The sequence below is a fragment of the Hydrogenophilus thiooxidans genome (assembly GCF_019049855.1).
Lineage (GTDB): Bacteria > Pseudomonadota > Gammaproteobacteria > Burkholderiales > Rhodocyclaceae > Hydrogenophilus > Hydrogenophilus thiooxidans.
The window spans coordinates 76,789-91,870 of record NZ_JAHLSY010000005.1 but is presented as its reverse complement, the minus strand read 5'-3'; the positions used below and the strand labels follow the sequence as shown (position 1 = coordinate 91,870).

At 62.6% G+C, this 15,082-nt stretch carries 18 protein-coding genes; 12 read left to right on the top strand and 6 right to left on the bottom strand.

Annotation, left to right across the window (positions count from 1 at the left end):
* The first annotated feature begins 2 nt into the window (after nt 1-2).
* Nucleotides 3-362 carry a VanZ family protein gene (locus KUL93_RS04000; protein WP_217125812.1) on the top strand — a complete coding sequence of 120 codons (360 nt, stop codon included), beginning with the start codon at nt 3-5 and terminating at the stop codon, nt 360-362.
* On the opposite strand, the gene KUL93_RS03995 is transcribed toward KUL93_RS04000, so the two are convergent.
* Genes KUL93_RS03995 through trmB form a run of 3 tightly spaced genes read right to left on the bottom strand, consistent with a single transcriptional unit; the run spans nt 337 to nt 1,870 of the window.
* Nucleotides 337-774: a YkgJ family cysteine cluster protein gene (locus KUL93_RS03995; protein ID WP_217125811.1), complete on the bottom strand. Its 438-nt coding sequence runs from the start codon at nt 772-774 to the stop codon at nt 337-339. The two genes, KUL93_RS04000 and KUL93_RS03995, sit on opposite strands and share 26 nt — an antisense overlap.
* On the bottom strand, nt 771-1,145 hold the full coding sequence (locus tag KUL93_RS03990; protein ID WP_217125810.1) for a YkgJ family cysteine cluster protein: 375 nt from the start codon (nt 1,143-1,145) through the stop codon (nt 771-773). The genes KUL93_RS03995 and KUL93_RS03990 overlap by 4 nt, the downstream gene beginning before the upstream one ends.
* The gene (gene trmB, locus KUL93_RS03985; protein ID WP_217125809.1) at nt 1,142-1,870 is read right to left on the bottom strand and encodes a tRNA (guanine(46)-N(7))-methyltransferase TrmB; all 729 of its coding nucleotides are present in this window, start codon (nt 1,868-1,870) and stop codon (nt 1,142-1,144) included. Before trmB ends, KUL93_RS03990 begins: the two co-directional genes overlap by 4 nt.
* A gap of 104 nt (nt 1,871-1,974) precedes the next feature.
* On the opposite strand from trmB, the gene rpmE reads away from it, so the two are divergent.
* From rpmE to pgi, 3 genes are all read left to right on the top strand, one after another.
* Nucleotides 1,975-2,187: a 50S ribosomal protein L31 gene (gene rpmE / locus KUL93_RS03980; protein ID WP_217125808.1), complete on the top strand. Its 213-nt coding sequence runs from the start codon at nt 1,975-1,977 to the stop codon at nt 2,185-2,187.
* Between the two features lie 65 nt (nt 2,188-2,252).
* Nucleotides 2,253-3,968 (top strand): hypothetical protein, encoded by a 1,716-nt coding sequence (locus KUL93_RS03975; RefSeq protein WP_217125807.1) that lies wholly within the window; start codon nt 2,253-2,255, stop codon nt 3,966-3,968.
* Between the two features lie 22 nt (nt 3,969-3,990).
* Nucleotides 3,991-5,685, top strand: a complete 1,695-nt coding sequence (pgi, locus tag KUL93_RS03970; protein WP_217125806.1) for a glucose-6-phosphate isomerase — start codon at nt 3,991-3,993, stop codon at nt 5,683-5,685.
* Here the strand turns inward: pgi and orn are convergent.
* Nucleotides 5,649-6,212 carry an oligoribonuclease gene (gene orn, locus KUL93_RS03965; protein ID WP_217125805.1) on the bottom strand — a complete coding sequence of 188 codons (564 nt, stop codon included), beginning with the start codon at nt 6,210-6,212 and terminating at the stop codon, nt 5,649-5,651. The genes pgi and orn overlap by 37 nt on opposite strands.
* Before the next feature lie 172 nt (nt 6,213-6,384).
* Between orn and KUL93_RS03960 the strand changes: the two genes are divergently transcribed.
* Nucleotides 6,385-6,723 (top strand): cytochrome c, encoded by a 339-nt coding sequence (locus KUL93_RS03960; RefSeq protein ID WP_217125804.1) that lies wholly within the window; start codon nt 6,385-6,387, stop codon nt 6,721-6,723.
* A gap of 14 nt (nt 6,724-6,737) precedes the next feature.
* Nucleotides 6,738-7,634, top strand: coding sequence for a ribosome small subunit-dependent GTPase A (gene rsgA, locus KUL93_RS03955; protein WP_217125803.1), 897 nt, complete (start codon nt 6,738-6,740; stop codon nt 7,632-7,634).
* On the opposite strand, the gene KUL93_RS03950 is transcribed toward rsgA, so the two are convergent.
* Together KUL93_RS03950 and KUL93_RS03945 are read right to left on the bottom strand one after the other, a co-directional pair.
* Nucleotides 7,609-8,790, bottom strand: a complete 1,182-nt coding sequence (locus KUL93_RS03950) for an acetyl-CoA C-acyltransferase family protein (protein ID WP_217125802.1) — start codon at nt 8,788-8,790, stop codon at nt 7,609-7,611. The genes rsgA and KUL93_RS03950 overlap by 26 nt on opposite strands.
* Nucleotides 8,791-8,828: 38 nt before the next feature.
* Nucleotides 8,829-9,680 carry an IclR family transcriptional regulator gene (locus KUL93_RS03945; RefSeq protein ID WP_217125801.1) on the bottom strand — a complete coding sequence of 284 codons (852 nt, stop codon included), beginning with the start codon at nt 9,678-9,680 and terminating at the stop codon, nt 8,829-8,831.
* 109 nt (nt 9,681-9,789) lie between these two features.
* Between KUL93_RS03945 and KUL93_RS03940 the strand changes: the two genes are divergently transcribed.
* The 6 genes from KUL93_RS03940 (at nt 9,790) to maiA (ending at nt 15,043) form a co-directional block, all read left to right on the top strand.
* The gene (locus KUL93_RS03940; RefSeq protein ID WP_217125800.1) at nt 9,790-10,755 is read left to right on the top strand and encodes an MBL fold metallo-hydrolase; all 966 of its coding nucleotides are present in this window, start codon (nt 9,790-9,792) and stop codon (nt 10,753-10,755) included.
* Between the two features lie 72 nt (nt 10,756-10,827).
* On the top strand, nt 10,828-12,513 hold the full coding sequence (locus KUL93_RS03935; RefSeq protein WP_217125799.1) for an FAD-dependent oxidoreductase: 1,686 nt from the start codon (nt 10,828-10,830) through the stop codon (nt 12,511-12,513).
* Between the two features lie 29 nt (nt 12,514-12,542).
* On the top strand, nt 12,543-12,767 hold the full coding sequence (locus KUL93_RS03930; RefSeq protein WP_217125798.1) for a DUF2783 domain-containing protein: 225 nt from the start codon (nt 12,543-12,545) through the stop codon (nt 12,765-12,767).
* A gap of 28 nt (nt 12,768-12,795) precedes the next feature.
* Nucleotides 12,796-13,350, top strand: a complete 555-nt coding sequence (locus KUL93_RS03925; RefSeq protein ID WP_217125797.1) for a VOC family protein — start codon at nt 12,796-12,798, stop codon at nt 13,348-13,350.
* A 14-nt stretch (nt 13,351-13,364) separates the two neighbouring features.
* Nucleotides 13,365-14,381 (top strand): fumarylacetoacetate hydrolase family protein, encoded by a 1,017-nt coding sequence (locus KUL93_RS03920; RefSeq protein ID WP_217125796.1) that lies wholly within the window; start codon nt 13,365-13,367, stop codon nt 14,379-14,381.
* Nucleotides 14,381-15,043 (top strand): maleylacetoacetate isomerase, encoded by a 663-nt coding sequence (gene maiA / locus KUL93_RS03915; protein WP_217125795.1) that lies wholly within the window; start codon nt 14,381-14,383, stop codon nt 15,041-15,043. Before KUL93_RS03920 ends, maiA begins: the two co-directional genes overlap by 1 nt.
* Nucleotides 15,044-15,082 lie beyond the last annotated feature (39 nt).

The window sequence follows — 15,082 nt, the reverse complement described above, 5'->3', positions numbered from 1 at the left end:
AGATGGCGCGCGTCGGTTTACCGGTCTGGCGCGCCCTTTTTTGGGGCGCGCTCATCGCGGTTTTCGGTCTGGCACTCCTGCCGCTTGCCGAACTCCCTCCGCTTGCCTTTTCGCTCTCAGATAAAGCCCAACATGCGCTTGTCTTCACCGCACTTTGGTGTCTGGGCGCGACGGCGTACCCCGACACTCGGGGGCTGCTTGCAGTGGCGCTTTTGGGGTACGGCGGCGCGATCGAAACGGCACAAGCGCTGACCCCCACGCGCCAAGCGGAGTGGGCCGACTGGCTCGCCGACGCAATCGGCATTGCCGCGGGGTGGTGGGCGACAACCTGGGCGGTCAGGCTGCGGCGGGCGGTTCCGTAGGCGGTTCGGTTGGCAGCCCCTCGATATCGTTTGCTGGCAGAAGCGGCGATTCCGGTAACGGTGGCAACCCCACCCGGGCACGCAGTTCGTTGCATTTGGGATTCGGACGCCCGTCTTCGAGATAGACCGGAAATTCGCGACAGGGTGATGGGCGCTGTGAATAGATCGCGCAGCGCACCGCTTGCCCCACCGTTCCGGTGAGTGCAATGCAACGGCGCGTTTTTCCGTTCGTCCCTTTCATGCAACGCAGCCACGGATTGAGCGGTTCGGTGAGCGACGCAGGAACCCAGCCGTTTGGTGCATCGTCGGCCTCTGCCCAGTAGAAAGAGATGCGAAAATGGGTACAACAGACACCGCACCGAATACAGGGATTGTTGGCGTCCGTGGCAAATTCGAGGATTGGGCTGCTCATGGTTTCTGTCTCATCGTCGTCAAAGGGGGTAATCCGTGACGGCGGCGCGCACGCGCGCATGCCTCGTCGCCGATGCCTAGCGGCGCAAGCGGTGCGAATTCTCGACACGGCGACGGGCGGTTCTCGTACACGGCGCACCGCACTGCGGTGCCAATTTCGCCGATGAGCGCGGCGCATCGCGGGGGTGATGCATCGGTACCGCGCATCCGGACGAGCCGCTTCGTCACCGGCACGACCCAATCGCTCAGCGCTAGCGCTTCGCTCTCGTGGAAATCGACACGAAACGCGGCGCAGCAGGCGCCACACCGGGTGCAGGCGTTATCCTCCTTTGCTGGTGGGGTTTGTCCTTGCAGCGCCTCTTCGGGGGTCATACGCCGCTTTCGGATGGGTTTTGCGCCAGTTCGCGACAGACAGGGGGCGGCTTCCAACCTTTGAGGTCAGCCGTGACCCGGTAGAGCGTTTGCCCAGAGTCGTGATATTTGCGCTCGAATGGGGTCATCGGCTCGCCGTCTGGCACCCAGACGCTTTTCTGCGCCGCGATGCCGCTGCGTGCGAACGCAACGACCAGCTCTTCGGCGAAAATCGACCAGTTGGTTCGGCATTCGAAGCGCCCGCCAAGCATAAGCACCGTTGGCCAAACGGGGTGAGCGTACCAGCGTCGTTTCAAGTGACCGATCTTGGGCCACGGGTTGGGATAGAGCCACCAATGGGCTGCAACGCAAACGCCATGCGCCGCCATCAAGCGCCAGAAATCGATCACGTCGGCGCGCAGGAAGAGGAGGTTATCGGGCCAGAGCGCGGCTGGCAACGGTTTGCGACGCGCAAGGCGCGCTTCCGATTGATCGATGCCGACCACCAACGCCTCTGGGTGCGCTTGGGCAAGGCGCAGCGTCGACCATCCCACCCCACACCCCGAATCGAGGATCACCGGTTGCGCCCCGTCCCAACGGGCGCAAAACTGCGCGAAAGCCGCTTGGTTGTAAGGCGCGATGGGCTTTCGGAACGGGGATGCGAGATGGCGATCGACCACCGCGATTAAGTGCGCATGAACCCCCTGTTGGGCGCTCTGCGGAATGCGTGAGGTGCCATAACTCATGGGGCGCGATTTTATTGCTTTTTTTTCGTTTTTTGGTGATAATTCCAGCTTTCCATCATCTAACGGCGGCCACAATCGCCGTCGGCCTATTGCGAGGTAACCCCATGAAAGAAGGTATCCACCCGGACTATCACGAAGTCACCGTCACCTGCTCGTGCGGCAACACCTTTGTCACCCGTTCCACCTACGGGAAACCGACGCTGCACATCGAAGTCTGCTCAAACTGCCATCCGTTCTACACCGGCAAACAGAAAATCGTCGATACCGCCGGGCGCGTCGAACGGTTCCGTCAGAAATACGGGCAAATGGCACGGTAACCGTTTTTTCTGCACGTCGCGCGCTGGGCAGCTCTTCTTCGGCTGCCCAGTTGCTTTCTCCCCCCATGTTTTTCGACCCGCCCCCATCTCGCGAACCTGCGCTCTGGGAGCGGCACCTTTTCGGCACCGCCGGCATCGTCCTGCTCTTTTCGGTCTATCTGCTTTTGGGCCAATTCCATGCCCCGTGGCTTGGCGAAGATCTGCGCCATTTTCTCCCGGCCTGGAGGGTATTCCAAGGGCAAGTCATCCCAACGTCCCTTTCCCATCCCGACCTGACCCCTTGGGGTCCACTCTACGCCTGGAGCGCCGCGATACTGGGCAGTATCACCCAAGCGCTCGGCTTTCCGTTCCACGACGGCAGCCGTCTGGCCACGCCGCTGTGGTTGGCGCTTCAGACTGGATTACTCGCGAGCGCGGTGAAACGACTCCAAGGCAAACCGGGCGCGATCGTCGCCGCGATCGCTGCGCTTTCGCCTCTGGGTTGGTTGGTTTTCGCCCACGTCCACACCAGCGTTGTCGCCGCAAGCGCCTGCATCGCTCTGCTCCTTTGGGCCACTACCGTTTTCGCCACCCGGCGCGACCGCTTGATAGGCTGGTTCCTCGGGACGCTCTTACTGTTTTGGAGTAGCGGACTGCCTGGCGTCATTTTGGCGCTCGGCGCCCTGCCGCTTGTGTATTGGCGCAGCGCCACCTTCCCGCGCGCAAGCGCCTGGTCTTTCCTCTTCGCCCCACCCGACGTGGCGCCGAGCCACGCCGTGCCCCATTCCGCTCCCCTGGGCGTGTCGTTTCGCCTCTGGGCAGTTGCCGCACTCCTTGCTGGAATCGCCACCGTTGGGTTCGTTCTAGGGGATCCCTCGGTCCAGGCGTGGGCACGAACCACGCTCCTGCCATTTTCCACCACGCCCGAATTCGAGGGGCTCTTGAGCCGAGGCGGTTGGACGCTATGGCCCTTGTGGCTGGTAGCGTTTTGGCCCATTCGCTGCTACGAATTGTGGCGCGTCCCCGAAATTCGTCCAGTCTTCCTCTGGCTCCTCTGGATGATTGCGGGAACGCTCACCTGCTTTCCAGTGAGCGAAAGCACGTACCTCATCCTGTCTCCGCTGCTGGCGTACGTAGCGGCGTTGCGCCTGGTGCGCTTTGGACCGAGCACCACCGCCGCGTTTGCGTGGTTCTCGCTTGCGATGACCGTCGTGCTCGTTGTGCTGGTCGCAGCGATGCTCTGCGCCCAACTCTTCTCTTGGCCGCCCGGATTGGCGCGCCACATCGCCCGTGCCACGCCCGAATTCGCTCTCGACGCGGCGCCGGTGCGCCTCGCAACTGCCGCAATTGGCCTTCTTCTCTGGGCTTTGCTCGTCTGGCGACTTCCGCGCCAAGCCGTACGCGCCGCCGCGCATTGGCTGTTGAGCGTCGTGCTTCTGTGGTGGCTCACCGTTTCGCTCCTCTACCCGTGGCTCGACGCCGCCCGCAACCTGGAGCCGACCGTGCGAGCCCTCTGGCACAACCCGGTGGTTGCCGCGCACCGCTGTCTGGCACCCGGACCGCACGGCGGCGCCGATCTCATCGCCGCACTCCAATACACGGCTCCGCCCACGGCAACGGTAGCGTCGGACTGTCCGTTGGTTGCGCTGCGCTTGCGGGTACGAGACCGCACCCCGCAGGCGTTGGCCGAATGGCGGCGGTGGGTGGTTGCGGATGCAACGCGCGGGCGCGGTAAACTCGCCGAATGGTGGGTAGTGGTACCGCGCGGCGCCCCACCTTTGACCACCCTGGGTGATGAATGAATAAAGGAAGGAGAAGCGCACCATGGCGAAACAACCCACCCAATCAGTACCGCTTGCTTTGGGTTGGCAACCGCTCGAGCGGACTGCGGCGCACGGCGCGTTGCGCGAACAGGCAACCCTTTGGCGAACGTTTCCGATCCGCGAACGACTGGAACGCGACCCGCAGCGCGTCTCAGCGTTGACCTGGCACGTCGGCGACTGGTATCTCGATCTCAGCAAGCAGGCATGGGACTCTTCCGTTTTGCACGCATTACTGGATTTGGCACGCACCACCGCGCTTTCCCCAGCGATCGCCGCACTTTTTGCAGGGGAGCCTGTGAACCTCACCGAACGGCGCGCCGCACTGCACATGGCGTACCGGGGCAGCGCGCAACCCCCAGCCGCGCAGCGCGACCGTTTTGTCACCGAAGAAGAGCGCCTGGCTGCTTTCGTTGCGGCGTACCGCATTGGTGCGCTCAAAGGGTTCAGCCGCGCCCCGCTCGACACCGTGGTCAATATCGGCATTGGCGGCTCCGACCTCGGACCGCGCCTGGTCTGTGACGCGTTCGCCCATTGGGGCATTGCGCGCCACGGTACGGTGCGCTTCGTCGCAAACCTCGACCCGAGCGATTTCCTCACCACCACCTTAGACCTCGACCCAGCGCGCACCCTCTTTCTGGTCACCTCGAAAAGCTTTTCCACCGCAGAGACCTTGTCAAACGCGCGTCTGGCGCGATCGTGGCTTGCGCGCCATTTCGGCGTCACACCAGACGATCCCCGCCTCAACTGCCACTTCGTCGCGGTAACGAACGCGGTTGAGAAAGCCGAAGCACACGGGTTCGATTCCAACCAGATTTTTTGGCTCCCCGAATGGGTTGGCGGGCGCTACTCACTCTGGTCCGCGGTGGGGTTGCCGATTGCGCTCGCCTACGGGTGGAAAGCTTTTGCAGCTCTGCGTGCGGGCGCAGCCGAGATCGACCGCCATTTTCAGTGCGCGCCGCTTGAAGCGAACATCCCGGTGATCCTCGGGCTCTTGAGCGTCTGGTTTGCCACCTATTTGGCGCAGCAACAGACGGCATTGCTGCCCTATGCTCAAGGGCTCCAACTGCTTCCCGCGTGGTATCAGCAACTCGAAATGGAGAGCAACGGCAAACGGGTGCGGTTCGACGGCTCGCCCGCCCCCTACCCCACCGCGATGGCCGTGTGGGGAATGGCTGGCACCATGGGCCAGCACGCTTTCCATCAATGGTTCTACCAGGGCACGCAACCCATTGCGATCGAGTTCGTCGCGTTTGCGCCCGAACCCGCTGCGGCAGACGACGATCCGTTGCTGCGCGCGCGCGCCGATGCCGCAGCGGCACTGGCGGCCAACGCCGTTGCGCAAGCCGAAGCGCTGTTGCTGGGCCGCAGCGAAGCCGAAGCGTTCGCACAATTGCGCGCTCAGGGATGGGCGGAAGCCGACGCGCGTGCGCTTGCCCCCTTTCTGGCGATCCCGGGCAACCGCCCCAGCTCCTTTCTTCTGGCCACCGCGCAGCGGCCCGAGACGCTCGGGCAGCTGCTTGCGCTCTATGAGCACGCAACCTTTGTCCGCGGATGGCTGTGGGGCGTCAACCCGTTCGATCAGTTCGGTGTCGAATTGGGCAAACAGATGGCGCGCCAACTCGAAACCGAGAGCGACGCGCCACACGATCCCTCTACCGCTCAGCTCCTCACCTGGCTGAAAAAGGCGGCGCGGTAGCGGCGCAGTTCTTCGATCGACTCCATGATGTCGGCCAGCGCCGTGTGCGCACTCTCTTTCTCGTACCCTTCGAGCACCGCTGGCGCCCACCGCTTGGCCAACTCTTTGAGCGTCGAAACATCGAGGTTGCGGTAGTGAAAATAGCGTTCGGCTTTTGGCATGTAGCGGTAAAGGAAGCGGCGGTCTTGGCAGATCGAGTTGCCGCACATCGGGCTTTGCCGTGGTGCGACGTACTGCGCCATGAACGCGACGAGCTGCGCTTCGGCCTCTGCTTCGGTGACGGTCGAGGCGCGCACTCGGTCAATCAACCCTGAGGCGCCGTGGGTTTTCTGGCACCAGGCATCCATCGCCGCCAGCACCGCGTCGGGCTGATGCACTGCGATCGGCTCCAACACGCCCACGACGTTCAACTCGTTGTCGGTGGCCACCAGCGCCACTTCCAAGATTCGGTCTTTGTCGGGGTCGAGCCCCGTCATCTCCATGTCGATCCAGATGAGGTAGGGACTTACCGTTTCCTGCGAAGCCATGGGTGCTCCTGTCGGTCAAAAGGTAACGCGAGTGTACCGCGCTTTTCAAAACGTGCGGCGCTGCCGCCCGGCAACCCTCTGAGTAAGCGCACGACACACCTCCCCAGTTCCCTTGCGTTGCTGTACGGAATCGTCTAAGCTAATAGCGCCCCAACTCGAAGAGGAGAGACCCATGTTTCGTTTCCGGCTCTTTTCGTGCCTCTCTGTTGCCGCGCTGGTTGCGGTTATTGCGCCCAGCATCGGCCGCGCGAACCCCTTTCCCGATGCCAACGTGGCGCAAGGCAAAGCCTACCATGAAGAGCTCTGCGTCGAATGCCACACCCGTCGTTTCGGCGGGGAAGAGGGCTCTGGCGCCTATCTGCGTGAAAACCGTCGCGTCAAAACGCCGGAAGCGCTCACCCAGATGCTCACCGCTTGCACCACCGCACTGAAGCTCGAGCTCTTTCCCGAGGATGAGTACCACATCGCTGGCTACCTCAACCAACGTTTCTACCGTTTTGGTCTGAAATAACGGTGGGGCAGAGTTTGCCTACGCGAGAAAGCGGCACGATCGTGGCGGCGCACGGCCGCCACTTTTTGCTTCAACCGGATTCCTGTTTCGCACACCCGTTGCTTCGGGCTGTTACCCGGGGCAAACGCAACGATTACGCATGCGGCGATCGGGTTGCCTTTCGGCGCGTCTCAGCCGAAGAGGCGGTGATCGAGATGCTGACGCCACGCACGACGCTCCTTTATCGCGCCGATACGGTACGGGAAAAGCTCATCGCCGCGAACGTCGATCTGACAGTGATCGTGACCGCACCCCAACCGAGCTTTTCTCCCGAAGTGCTCACCCGCTGTCTGGTGGCCGCCGAATCGCAAGGGATCGACGCCCTCATCGTACTCAACAAATGGGACCTGCCGGAGCGCGACGACGCCCTGGCGCGACTCATGCCGTTCGCGCGGGCCGGTTATCCGGTGATTACCTTGACCGCGCACGAATCGGTCGCTCCCCTTGCCGAACGTTTGACAGCACGCCATTCGGTGCTGGTTGGGCAATCGGGCATGGGCAAATCGACGATCGTGAACGCCCTGGTGCCCGAAGCGCAGGCGCGAACTGGGGCAATTTCCCGCGCTTTGAATTCCGGTCGCCACACCACCACCTTTACCCGCCTCTATCCGCTGCGCGACGGCTGGATCATCGACAGCCCAGGGTTACAGCGCTTTGGATTGGCGCACGTTGCGGAAACGGCGCTCGCTACCTATTTCCCGGAATTTCGGCCCTTCCTGGGGCAATGCCGCTTTCGCGACTGCACGCACGACGAAAAAACGCCCGGCTGCGCGATCGCCGCGGCGGTAGCCGACGGAGCGATCGCTGCCGAGCGTTGGCAGCACTATCGAACGATCCGGTTGGAACTCAGAGCCGTTCGAAAATGGCGGTAATCCCTTGCCCACCACCGATACACATCGTCACCAGTCCATAGCGCCCCTGGATGCGATGGAGCTCATAGATGAGTTTGGTAGCGAGAATCGCGCCGGTCGCCCCCACCGGGTGACCCAACGCGATCGCGCCGCCATTCGGGTTGGTCTTCTCAGGGTCGAAGCCACACTGCTTGAGCACGGTCAGCGCCTGCACCGCGAACGCTTCGTTCGACTCGATCACGTCGATGTCGTCGAGCGTCAATCCCGCCTTCTTCAGCGCCACTTGGGTCGCCGGAATGGGGCCCTCCCCCATCACGTCGTTCGGCACCCCGGCCACCGCATAGGCGACAAGCCGAGCGAGCGGTTTGGCGCCCGCTTTCTCTGCCTGTTTGGCATCGGCCAACACCAGGAACGACGCCGCGTCGTTGATCCCAGAAGCGTTCCCCGCGGTCACCGTACCGTCTTTCTTGAACACGGGCTTGAGTTTCGCCAAACTCTCCATCGTCGTGTTCGGTTTGGGGTGTTCGTCGGTATCGAAGACGATCTCCCCTTTGCGGGTCTGGATCGTCACCGGGACGATCTGCTCCTTGAAGCGCCCTTCGGCGATCGCGCGGGCCGCGCGCCGTTGCGATTCGAGCGCAAACGCATCCTGCTCTTCGCGGGTGATGCCCCACTTCGCCGCAAGGTTTTCTGCGGTCACACCCATATGCCCCACGCCGAACGGGTCGGTGAGCACCGCAACCATCGCGTCGATCGCTTGGGTATCACCCATTCGGGCACCGTTACGCAGCGCAGGTAACAGATACGCGCCACGCGACATCACCTCGACCCCGCCGCCGATCGCAAGGTCGACGTCACCCAAGAGGATCTGTTGCGCCGAGGTGACGATCGCTTGCAACCCGGAACCGCACAAGCGGTTGACCTGCATCGCCACCGAATTCATCGAACAACCCGCTTGAATCGACGCCACCCGCGGCGTGTAGGCATAACGCGATTCGGTGGGGATACAGTTGCCGACGGTGATGTATTCGATCGCCTGGGGGTCGACCTGCGCGCGTTCGATCGCCGCTTTCATCACGATTCCGCCAAGCTCGGCCGGCTCCATCACCGACAGCGTCCCACCGAACGTCCCGATCGCCGAACGGACCGCACTCAAAACCACGACTTCTCGAGCCATCTTTTCCCTCCCTTTTTCAAAGAAATGTACGTGCCAATTTACCACAAAACGATCGGATCAGAGGCACTCGCTTCGGCAGATGTCGCCGCTTTCCGTTCGCTCGGCAGCAACTTTTTCGGGTCCCCACCGACCCGTTCCGTGACCGTTTGCGCCGCACGACGCACCGCTTGCGCCATCGGCCCATCCCAATCCGGATCGAAACTGTCCTCCGGCCCCAGCACCGTGAGCGCCAACGCCAAATGGCCGTTGTGGTCGAACACCGGCGCGGAAAAGGCGTTGATTCCGGGGATCGGCTGCCCGACTACCCGCGCCATCGCGTGGCGTCGCACCTCTGCCACCTGCTCCTCGACGAAACGGCGCGAAATGCGCAAACGCTGACTGCCCGCCGCGAGCCGCTGCAACTCGCGTTCGATCAGCGGCTCGATGAGCCGCGGCGGCAGGTACGCCGCGAAGACCCGCCCCGTTGCAGTGGTCAAGAGCCCCATAACCGTGCCCGGGCGCATATTGACATGGATTGCGCGTTGGCACTCTTCGACATCGACGACCGTCGCTCCTAGGTTTCCCCACACCGCGATCGCGACGTTCTGCCCCACTTCGTCGGCAAGCTGCGCCGCCACTTCGTTTGCGACCCGCACCGGATTGAGCGCATGCAACGCCGCAAGCCCCATGCGCAACGCAAACGCGCCTAACTTGTATCGGCCGGTCAAAGGGTCTTGCTCCACCAACCCCAATTTACCGAAGCTGACGAGATAGGGGTGCGCTTTCGCCGGCGTCATTCCCGCTGCCGCCGCGAGCTCTTTCAACATCATCGGCACGCCCGCATCGGCAAGCGCCCGCAGCAGTTGCCCACCCACCTCGACCGATTGAATGCCCCGCCGTTCTCCAGACATGGTCCCCTCAACGCTCAATGCAGCGATAATTCGATAATAACAAATCTATTGACAATGGTTGAATCGCGCGCTAAGCTGTTTCTCATGCTCTGCATGAAAGGATCGAATCATGACACAAAAAGCCTTTGCTTCCGTTGCCGATCTGGAAGAGAAAGCGGTCTCGTTCGTGCAACTCTCGGAACATGCCTGGGCCTTCACTGCGGAAGGGGACCCCAACACCGGCGTGGTGATCGGTGACGACGCCGTGATGATCATCGACGCCACCGCAACCCCCGTGATGGCGCAGCAGGTGATCGGCAAGGTGCGCGAAGTGACCAATAAGCCGATCAAATACGTCACCCTCACCCACTACCACGCCGTTCGGGTCCTTGGCGCGTCGGGCTACAAAGGGGAGGGACTCGAGCAGATCATCGCCAGCTACCCCACCTACGAATTGATCTGCGAACGTGGGGAAGCCGACATGAAATCGGAGATCGGCCGCTTTCCGCGTCTCTTTCGTGCGGTCGACAGCATTCCCGGTCTCACCTGGCCAACGCTGACCTTCAAAGAGGAGATCACCCTGTGGATGGGCGATCTCGAAGTCCGCATTTGGCACCCCGGACGCGGCCACACCAAAGGGGACACGGTGGTCTGGCTCCCGCAAGAAAAAGTGCTCTTTGCCGGTGACCTGCTCGAAGCCGAGGCGGCGTGCTATACCGGCGACGCCTACCTCAGCGACTGGCCGGAGACCCTCGCGCGGCTCGAAGCGCTGGGCGCGGAAAAAGTGGTTCCGGGGCGCGGACCGGCGCTGACCACACCGGAATCGATCCGCAACGCCTTCGCCTATACGCACGATTTCGTCACCACGCTGTTCGATTCGGCGAAAGCGGCGGTGGCGCAAGGGCTCGACCTCAAAGGGGCGATGCGCATCGCCCGCGAACGGATGGACCCGAAATTCGGTCACGTCTTCATCTACGAACACTGCTTGCCGTTCGACGTCACGCGCGCGTACGACGAAGCGAGCGGCATTCGCGATCCCCGCATCTGGACCGCGGAACGCGACCAGGAGATGTGGCACGCGCTCCAAGAAGTCTGACCCCACGAGAACCAAAAACCCAACCGCTACCGCGCGCCGCATCCCTTGACCCACCAAAAGGAGGTAATTCGTATGCTCAAAACGTACCAGTACCCGAAATATCCCTTTGTGCGCCCCGCCGAACTCGATCACCCCGATGAGACGCGCCACGTTCCGGTGGTGGTCGTCGGTGCTGGCCCCGTGGGGATGTGCGCAGCGCTCGACCTGGCGCAAAAAGGCAAACCGGTGTTGCTGCTCGACGACGATGACACGGTTTCGATCGGTTCGCGCGGCGTCTGCTACGCCAAACGGGCGCTCGAGATTCTCGACCGCTTGGGCGTAGGCGAACGGATCGTCCAAAAAGGGGTCTCCTGGAACGTCGGCCGCACCTTCTTCCGCAACGACGAAGTCTTTTCGTTCAACCTCGTCCCCGAACCCGACCACCATCGCCCTGGCATGGTCAATCTCCAGCAGTACTACCTGGAAGAGTATCTGGTCGATGCGTGCCGTGCCACCCCGGGGCTCGAAATGCGCTGGAAGAACAAGGTAATCGCTGTTACCCCAAGTGACGCGCACGTCGCGTTGCGGGTCGAAACGCCTGCGGGGGCCTATTCGCTCACCTGCGATTGGCTGATCGTCGCCGACGGCGCCAGGAGCCCGATCCGCCACATGCTTGGGCTCGACATCGAGGGCAAGATCTTCATGGATCGCTTCTTGATCGCCGACGTGGTGATGAAGGCCGACTTCCCCGCGGAGCGTTGGTTCTGGTTCGACCCGCCGTTCCACCCCGGCCAATCGGTGCTGCTCCACAAACAAGCCGACAACGTCTGGCGGATCGATTTTCAGCTCGGCTGGGACGCCGACCCGGAACTGGAGAAACAACCGGAACGGGTCATCCCCCGCATCAAAGCGATGCTTGGCGACGATCGCGAATTCGAACTCGAATGGGTAAGCGTCTACACCTTCCAATGCCGCCGGATGAACCGCTTCAATCACGGGCGCGTCCTCTTCGTCGGCGACGCGGCGCACCAGGTCTCCCCGTTTGGCGCCCGCGGCGCGAACTCCGGAATCCAGGATACCGACAACCTCATCTGGAAACTCAACCTGGTGCTGGAAGGGAAAGCCCCAGCGACGTTGCTGGACACCTACAGCGAGGAGCGCTGCTACGCGGCGGACGAAAACATCATGAATTCGACGCGCAGCACCGACTTCATCACCCCGAAGGGCAACGCGAGCAAAACGCTGCGCAAAGCCGTGTTGACGCTGGCGCGCCAACATCCCTTCGCGCGTAAGCTCGTGAACTCGGGGCGATTGTCGGTCCCGAGCTTCTACGTCGGCTCGTCGCTCAACACCCCAGACCGCGACGCGTTCAACGGCCGCATGGTGCCGGGCGCCCCAATGGACGACGCCCCCGTCACCACACCGGACGGCACGCCGAGTTGGCTACTCAACCATGTGGGCAACCGCTTCCAACTCCTCTATTACACCGAGGATGCCAGCACGATCGACGCCGCAACAGTGGCAACACTCACCCGCTGGGCGATTGCGCCAGTGCCGATCGAACCCCTCGTGATCGCCACTCGGGGCACCGCGCCAGATAACCTCGCCACCCTCCAGGACAGCAAAGGGCGCGTTCGAGAGCGCTATGACCTCTCCCCCGGCTCGGTCTATCTGCTGCGCCCGGATCAACACGTTGCGGCACGCTGGCGTGCGCTCGACCCAGACGCAATCGACGCCGCGCTTGCCCGCGCCACCTACCGCGACCGTTGGACGGACTGACCCAAGCGCCGTTCGGAAAGGAGCCAAACATGTCACTCAACACCCAACCCAACTTCCACAACCCGGACAAACGCTATTTCTACGACTACGCTCCCGGCGACGACTTCTACGCGATGCTGATCGAAGCGCACCGTGACCTGAGCGACGAACACAGTGCGCTCCTTAACGCGCGGCTGGTGCTGCTTCTTGCCAACCACATCGGTGATCTGCGCATCCTCGAAGAAGCGATCACCGCAGCAAAGGCCGACCTGTGACCGTCCCGTACCGAAGAGGAGACCCATCATGAGCCTCATCAAAAAGATCCACCACGTCGCGTACCGTTGCCACGACGCCTACGAGACGGCCCAATGGTACGAAAAGCACTTGGGGATGAAACTGATTCTCTCGATTGCCGAAGACGAAGTCCCATCGACCAAGGAACCAGACCCCTACATGCACATCTTTCTCGACGCCGGAAACGGCAACATCCTGGCATTCTTCGAACTCCCCACCCGTCCGCCGATGGGGCGTGACCCCAACACCCCGGCGTGGACGCAACACATCGCGTTCGAAGTGGAATCGGTGGACGTGCTTCTGGAAACCAAAGCGCGACTCGAAGCCGAAGGGATCGAAGTGGTCGGCCCCACCGACCACGCGCTCTTCCAATCGATCTACTTTTTCGACCCCAACGGCCACCGGATCGAACTCGCGGCGAACACCCTTCGCCCCGGCATGCTCGAAGCGCTGGACAAAGTGAAATGGGAGATGCTCGAAGAGTGGCGGCAGACGAAACGGGCCCCGCACCACGCCCGTTGGATGCACGACGGTCGTTATCAAACGATGTTCCCTGAACAATAAGGAGTGACCCTCCGATGAAGTTGGCCACCCTCAAAGCGGGTGGCCGGGACGGCACGCTGGTCGTCGTTTCTCGCGACCTCACCCGCTGCCAACCGGTCCCCGAAATCGCTTCCACCCTACAAAAAGCGTTGGACGACTGGGCGAACGTCGCCCCGCAACTCGCCGCGGTCTATGAGGCCCTCAACGCAGGCGCTGCCCGCCACGCCCAACCGTTCGATCCGCCCGCCTGCGCCTCACCCCTACCCCGAGCGTACCAATGGGCGGACGGTTCCGCGTACCTCAACCACGTCGAATTGGTGCGAAAAGCGCGCGGCGCCGAAATGCCCCCCGCTTTTTACGACGACCCCCTGATCTACCAAGGGGGGTCGGACAGCTTCATCGGCCCATACGACCCCATTCACGCCAAAGTGGCGTGGGGCATCGACTTCGAAGCGGAAGTTGCCGTCGTCACCACCGACGTCCCGATGGGGATCGACCCCGTTGCCGCACGCCACCACATCGCGCTGGTGATGCTGGTCAATGACGTCAGTCTTCGGAACCTGATCCCAGGCGAACTCGCGAAAGGGTTTGGCTTCTTCCAATCGAAACCGGCCAGCAGCTTCTCACCGGTGGCGGTGACGCCGGATGAGCTGGGCGATGCGTGGCGCGACGGCAAAGTCCATCTGCCGCTGCGGGTGAACCTCAACGGCAAGCCCTTCGGTTTTCCCAACGCCGGGGTCGACATGCAGTTCGATTTTGGCCGCCTCATTGCCCACGCAGCGACGACCCGCGAACTCGAAGCCGGCTCGATCATCGGTTCTGGGACGGTTTCGAACAAACAAGGCGGGCTCTACGGTTCGAAAGTGGAAAATGGCGGTGTGGGCTACTGCTGCATCGCCGAGGTGCGAATGCTCGAAATCATCGAGACCGGCAAACCGCAAACCCCGTTCCTGCAGGATGGCGATACGGTCACCATCTGGATGACCGACGCCGCCGGCAACGACATCTTTGGGCGGATCGAAAACCGGGTCGAAGCGCTGCCGGAGGGGTGATGCAGTACCGTCTCTACAGTTATTTCCGTAGCTCCGCTGCGTACCGTGTGCGGATCGCGCTCGAACTCAAAGGGATTCCCTACGAAATCGTGCCGGTGAACCTCCTTCAGGGCGAACAGAGGCACGAAGCGCATAAAGCGCGCCACCCTGCCGGACTCGTTCCGGTCCTGGAGGTACGCACAGCAGACGGCCGCACGCAGCGGCTCACCCAGTCGCTTGCGATCATCGAATACCTGGACGAGACCCACCCCACGCCACCGCTCCTTCCCGCGGACCCGTTCGCGCGGGCCCAGGTGCGCGCGCTTGCGCAGCTGGTTGCGTGCGAAATCCACCCGGTGAACAATTTGCGGGTGCTCAACTATCTCACCGGCACGCTCGGGGTGGACGACGCGCACAAACTGGCGTGGTATCGCCACTGGATCGCCGAAGGGCTTGCGGCGCTCGAAGCGATGGTCACCGCGGCGGAAAACCCAGGCGGCCTTTTTGCTTGGGGCGATTCGCCAACCCTTGCCGACTGCTGCATCGTGCCACAGCTCTTCAACGCGCGGCGGTTTGAGTGCGATCTCTCCCCTTATCCGCGGCTCACCGCAATCGACGCGGCGTGTCAGAGACTCCCGGCGTTTCAGAAAGCGGCTCCCGATGCGCAACCCGACGCGCGGTGATCCGCGCGCACCAAGCGCTTGCCGCACAGCGTCGGCTTT